Source organism: Mesorhizobium sp. LNHC252B00 (assembly GCF_000502955.1).
Lineage (GTDB): Bacteria > Pseudomonadota > Alphaproteobacteria > Rhizobiales > Rhizobiaceae > Mesorhizobium.
This window is the reverse complement of record NZ_AYWO01000134.1, coordinates 1-411: the sequence shown is the minus strand read 5'-3', so window position 1 is coordinate 411 and position 411 is coordinate 1. Positions and strand designations below refer to the sequence as shown.

The 411-nt window shown below is 55.2% G+C and carries 1 protein-coding gene; it reads left to right on the top strand.

Features of this window, described 5'->3' with window-relative positions; genetic code table 11:
- Positions 1-257: 257 nt before the first annotated feature.
- On the top strand, positions 258-411 hold a 154-nt coding region (locus tag X744_RS1000000176170; RefSeq protein ID WP_156938665.1), incomplete at its 3' end, for a helix-turn-helix transcriptional regulator.

Here is a 411-nt window from a genome sequence, read left to right as displayed (position 1 = left end):
GTCGCATTGCACGACATTGCCCAGGATGCGCTTGTCGTTCTGGTCGGCTGTGCGGCGCTCCTGCGATGTCGGTTCTCCGACTGAAGCTTCGCGTTCGACATACATGGACAGGCCAATCCCCATTTCCCTTGAGGCGAACCCTACAGGAACGGGGTTAAGGTCGGATGAGGTCGGATGGTGTAGAGAGGATTAAGGGCCTGGTGAAAATTGCTTCGAGATAGCTATTCGCGCCCTCATGGTTTCGTTATAATGAACGAATGGATGATATAGCGAACGACATTTCCCTAACCATCGGCAGACGTATCCGTACCGAAAGGACCATGCGGGACTGGTCGCTGGCGGAGCTCGCTGAACAGTCCGGTGTCTCCAAGGCAATGCTGAGTACGATGGAGCGTGGCATGACCAGTCCGA